General features: G+C 63.9%; 6 protein-coding genes. All 6 read right to left on the minus strand.

Annotation, left to right across the window (positions count from 1 at the left end):
- Window positions 1–2,100, minus strand: a 2,100-nt coding sequence (locus EN742_RS24885) for a strawberry notch family protein (RefSeq protein WP_189375557.1), incomplete at its 3' end; no start/stop codon positions are given.
- A 137-nt stretch (window positions 2,101–2,237) separates the two neighbouring features.
- Complete coding sequence (locus tag EN742_RS38235) at window positions 2,238–2,609, minus strand: hypothetical protein (RefSeq protein WP_189375559.1); 372 nt, start codon at window positions 2,607–2,609, stop codon at window positions 2,238–2,240.
- Between the two features lie 47 nt (window positions 2,610–2,656).
- A complete protein-coding gene (locus EN742_RS24895; protein ID WP_189375561.1) occupies window positions 2,657–2,950 on the minus strand; it encodes a hypothetical protein in 294 nt (97 codons plus the stop codon).
- Window positions 2,951–2,983: 33 nt separating this feature from the next.
- Complete coding sequence (locus EN742_RS24900; RefSeq protein WP_127426887.1) at window positions 2,984–3,391, minus strand: hypothetical protein; 408 nt, start codon at window positions 3,389–3,391, stop codon at window positions 2,984–2,986.
- Between the two features lie 129 nt (window positions 3,392–3,520).
- Complete coding sequence (locus tag EN742_RS24905; protein WP_128333403.1) at window positions 3,521–3,958, minus strand: hypothetical protein; 438 nt, start codon at window positions 3,956–3,958, stop codon at window positions 3,521–3,523.
- Window positions 3,942–4,571 (minus strand): DUF1419 domain-containing protein, encoded by a 630-nt coding sequence (locus EN742_RS24910; protein WP_128333404.1) that lies wholly within the window; start codon window positions 4,569–4,571, stop codon window positions 3,942–3,944. The genes EN742_RS24905 and EN742_RS24910 overlap by 17 nt, the downstream gene beginning before the upstream one ends.
- Window positions 4,572–4,666 lie beyond the last annotated feature (95 nt).

The following is a 4,666-nucleotide window of genomic DNA, read 5'->3' on the forward strand; positions in this document are numbered from 1 at the left end:
GGTCGCCGAGACATAGACGACGCGCGCGCCGGGAAGCGCGTGCTGCAAGCGCAGGCCCGCCTTGCCCTGCTGCGAGGGCGCGACGTCGCCACGTTCGCTTTTTCCTCCGGCGGCGTTGGCCATAGCGTGGGCTTCGTCGAAGACGATGACGCCATCAAAAGACTTACTTGTTCCTGTCGCGCCTCCGGCGTTCCCCGCCTCTTGGCTTACCCAATCGACGATCTGCGCAATGCGAGACTTCTTGCCGTCGCGCTCCTGTGAGCGCAGCGTCGCATAGGTCGTGAACAGGATGCCTTCGGCAAGGCGGATCGGCGTGCCCTGCCGATAGCGCGAGAGCGGCTGGACGAGAAGCCGTTCCTGCCCGAGGGCAGCCCAATCGCGCTGTGCGTCTTCCAGCAGCTTGTCGGACTTTGAGATCCAGATCGCGCGCCGACGGCCCTGCAGCCAGTTGTCGAGGATGATGCCGGCGACTTGTCGCCCCTTGCCGCAGCCGGTACCGTCTCCCAGAAACCAGCCACGGCGAAAGCGAACAGCATTCTCTGCGCCGTCGGGAGCGGCCGAGACGACGTCGCAGGTTTCATCCACCGTCCAGGCGCCGGCGAGATGGTCGGAATGGGCTTCGCCGGCATAAATGACGCTCTCGATCTGGACGTCGGATAGCAGCCCTTCATCAATGATCGCATCAGGAAGGAGAGGCCGGTACGACGGTTTCGGCGGCGCGACCGCGGCCATCGCCGCCGACTGGACGAGCGGGGTCGGATGGGGTTTCGCACGCGGGATGTGAATCGACTGCAGGGCATAGCGCTCGTAGATCGTGTCAGTGATGCGACCGCCCACCTCGGGTATCCAGTCGCGCAGTTCATAGGAAAGAGGAACAGCTGATGTACTGGCCGAGGTGGTCGGACGGACTGGCTTCGCCCGGGCGACAGGAAGAACTGGCCGCGTGCTCTTCGCGACAGCAGCCGATGCTGCGATCGGCGCAGCTCTGGCTGCCGAGCGCGCGGCCATCTGCGCAGCGGCGTTGTGCAGGATGCTGTTCGCCAGAGCTCCGATCGAATCCGGAAAGCCGCCCGGTGTGCGTGGCGGCAGGTCGGAAATCCAGGAGAGCAGTGTCTCGACATCGGTAGCCTTGCCGGGCGAGGCCGCGAATGCGGACGGATCGGACGCTGGCGTCTTGTCGATGATGGTCAGGCGGGTTTCCGCCGTCGTGCCGTGGCGGGCGTAGACGCGACCATCGATCGCTGCGGTGAAAACCACCCTGCCCTGCTGTTGGAGCCGCTCGAAGGCCGGCCGCCATTTGGGGTTTTCGGGCGAGAGCCCGGTGCCGGTTATGGCGACCAGGCGACCGCCGGCGCGCAGACGGGCAAAGGCCGAAGAGACATGCCGCCATGCTGCATCCGCGACGTGTCCGTCGACATAGGCGCCCACGGTGAAGGGCGGGTTCATCAACACCACGGATGGCTCGACGGCGTCGTCGAGATGATCGTCGATATGGGCGGCGTCATGCCGGGAAACCGGAACGCGCGGGAACAACAGGCCGAGCAGATCGGCGCGGGTCGCGGCAATCTCGTTGAGCGCGAGCGACGCCCGGGCAATCTCGGCATGGACGGCAAGAAGGCCGGTGCCGGCTGAAGGTTCGAGAACGAAGTCCGAAGAGGAGATCGCGGCAGCATGAGCGGTGACGAAGGCGAGCGGCAGCGGCGTCGACAGCTGCTGCATGGCCTGGCTCTCGTCGGAGCGCCGCGTGTGAGTGGGGAGGAGTTCGGCGATGCGTTTCATCATCGCCAACGCCGCCTGCTGCGAGGCCGATCGCGACAGGATCGCGGAACCGAAGCGGCGCAGAAACAGGACCTGAGCGGCTTCCAGCGCCTCATAGGCGTGTTTCCAGACCCAGAAGCCTTGCGCATCGGTGCCGCCGAAGCTGCCGGTCATGATGGTGCGCAGCGCTGCTGTGGTGACAGGCTGGCCCTGCTCAAGGAAGGGAAGAAGCTGAGTTGACGCCTGATGAATCGCTTGAGCGGTGTCGGTGGTGCGGGTCGGCGGCGCGGCAGGGGGAGCGACCGTCCGGGCAACGGTCGATGTGGTGGTGACGATGTTCATGGAGATGTCCTTCGAGCGATAGTGTCCGCCCTGCCGGCACGCTCTCTGCGCCCCGGCAAGGCCGCACTCCTCCCGGCCCCTCTCTCCCTCCAGCGATATGGGCCGAAAGAACCGGCGAAGGACTCTTGGACTGGCGGCTAGGTGTCGCAGCTGTGCGGCGATCCTGGCCACGGCGGAACGTCCGGCGAGATGTGGCGCGCCTCAAGCGCGAAGCCTGCTAGAAGCTCGCGCAGGTCGGCCTCGCTCTGGACGTCATCAATGTTAAGTTGCGCCAGACGCGAAATCAGGGCCGCCGCCTTCGGAAACAGGGGTCGCGCGCCGTCGAATTCGATCGCCTCGGCGATCTCATCGCGGCCCTCCATATCGACGCGGTCAATATAGGAAATGAGCCCTTCACGGCGCTCATCGACTTCGATGGATTCCGGATAGCTCGCCGAAAGCATCATCTCACTGGCAAGCTGCGGGGCCGCGGCAATCGCGTCAGCGTCGTTGCCGGCATCGATCGTCATACTGTCCCAGCAGCGAAGCCAGAAGCGGAGCTTTACGACATATTCGGTCATTGCCCGATCTCCCTTGTGCCGCGTGAAGTCGCGCGAACGCAGGGCTCGGCTGGTGCAGCCGTGGCGGTGTTTTCCAAGATTTCGAGTACGACGGCGTCGTCATCGAGTTTGTACGCAAGCGCACGGGAGAGAAGAAGGATGGCGTGCTCTTCCGGCAACCCGGGCCAAGTTTCTGTGACGACACGCAGGATGACGGCGCGATCGCGCGGGAAGGCATATGCGTTGATTGCCCATTTGATCAGACCTGGAGCATGAACGAGCGGGCTCGATCCGAGTCGATATGTCGGCATTTTGAACCTCCTGAGGGTTGGGCGGAGCGATCGCTATTTTTGCTCGTTGGAGTCTCGGCGTTCCTCGATGATCGCCCTGGCTTTTTCGACCGCTGCCATCGCCTTTGGCAACCAGCGTTCGAACTCCACCTGCGAAACGCCCATGAGTCGTGCGACGAAAGCGAGCTGGTCGAGCAGCTCAGAGAAATGATCGGCCTTGCGTTGGGTGGTCTCGTCGAAATGCGACGGTACTGGGATCTCCTTGCCCTCATAGGCGGCGCCGCCGCCTTTCCAGACGCCCGTGACATAGGTGGGGCCGGCGCACTCATAGTCGGGCAGTTCACTCGACCAGTCGTCATCCTCGATGGCGAGGCGACATGCTTCTTCGGGCGTGGCGGCGTCGTAGACTCGATGTCGGTAGTACGGCATGCGGTAGGTGGTTTCGATTGTGAACCTCGGCATGGTCTTGCTCCAGTCATGGAAAAGCGATGCCCGACGCAAGCGCTGGGCAGGGAAGTCGGGGGCTCGGTCCGGTTCCAGTCGGCGCGCCGAAACCGGCGGTCGGTGATGTCGTCCTGATCGATTGAGTTTCTAGGTGATCAGGACGGTACGGAAAGGAGGTATCTCGGCCGATCGGGCACGGCCGACGACGAAGACCTCATCCGCATTGGCTTCGAAAAGCATCAGGATGCGATCGCCGACCGCGACGCACTCATTGATCCAGTGACGGTCGGTATCGCGGTATTTTTCAGCGCGATCGGGCAGCACGTACACGATGGTAAAATGCGACAGCGTCTCGCCCGTCGGTGCTGCATAAAAGTATCCTTTCACCTCGATCACGACACCCTCGGTGCCGTAGGAGGTCGAGACCGTATCGCCGGGCCGAACCAGATCGGCGACGGTCGGGGAGCCGGGCGGTGTGCGCCGGTATCGGCACCTGTCCGGAGCTCCAAGGTCGGCAGTGTAAGCGGAGTGCGCCTCCCAGGTCGGCTCGTCCGCCTGTCGCGGCGGCTTACGATGGTTTCGCATCGTTGCCCCCTTTCCTCCTCGACCGTGCGTGGACTGCCGGCATGCGGCTGTCGATCTCTTCGTCGGTCAGATCCTGCAGAAGCTTGAGGGTCGTGCCCTGCCCGACGGTGTAAACAAGGATGGTCCGCTTGCCATGATGCTCCGGTGGCCAGGCATCGGGGTTGGTCTCGCCGGCGATGCCCCTGAAGTCCGCATGTGTGGCGGACCAGATCGCCTCGAGCTTTTCCTCGCGCGTCATGCTGTCGACCGCACCCGTCTCATGCGCGATGATCGCTGCCCGCATGGCATCGGGGCTGCGTTTGTCGGAGAGATCGCAGAAGCCGTGGAACCACCGTTCGCGGGCGCGGATCCTGATCGCGAAGAAGACGCTGGTGACATTGCCGGCCTTGCATTCGGACATGCCGAACATGCCGGTTCGCTGGAAGAGCGGTGGCAGAAGTCCGAGCATGAAATGGTATTCGCTGGCCGAGATCTCGAACCATTCCGACGCATATGGCACGCCGGACAGGGGATCGACACCCGGCTTATCTCTGTGGCGATTGAAGAGGGCAAACATCTGCGACCGGGTCGCGATGCCCTCGAACACCTTTCGGAACGGGGGATGGGTGGACATGAGATGCCTCCGGAATAGCCGAGCCTCCCGGCGTGCTGGGGTGCGCGGGCGAGAGACGATCGGCGGGGGGGGGGGAGCTGGGGTGCTTCAGGCGG

The sequence above is a fragment of the Mesorhizobium sp. M4A.F.Ca.ET.020.02.1.1 genome (genome assembly GCF_004022645.1).
Classification (GTDB): domain Bacteria; phylum Pseudomonadota; class Alphaproteobacteria; order Rhizobiales; family Rhizobiaceae; genus Mesorhizobium.

What these genes read in the sequence shown, in the direction of transcription:
- EN742_RS38235 (WP_189375559.1), bottom strand. Translation starts at nt 2,609, where the DNA reads ATGACGATCGATGCCGGCAACGACGCTGACGCGATTGCCGCGGCCCCG.
- EN742_RS24895 (WP_189375561.1), bottom strand. Translation starts at nt 2,950, where the DNA reads ATGCCGACATATCGACTCGGATCGAGCCCGCTCGTTCATGCTCCAGGT.
- EN742_RS24900 (WP_127426887.1), bottom strand. Translation starts at nt 3,391, where the DNA reads ATGCCGAGGTTCACAATCGAAACCACCTACCGCATGCCGTACTACCGA.
- EN742_RS24905 (WP_128333403.1), bottom strand. Translation starts at nt 3,958, where the DNA reads ATGCGAAACCATCGTAAGCCGCCGCGACAGGCGGACGAGCCGACCTGG.
- EN742_RS24910 (WP_128333404.1), bottom strand. Translation starts at nt 4,571, where the DNA reads ATGTCCACCCATCCCCCGTTCCGAAAGGTGTTCGAGGGCATCGCGACC.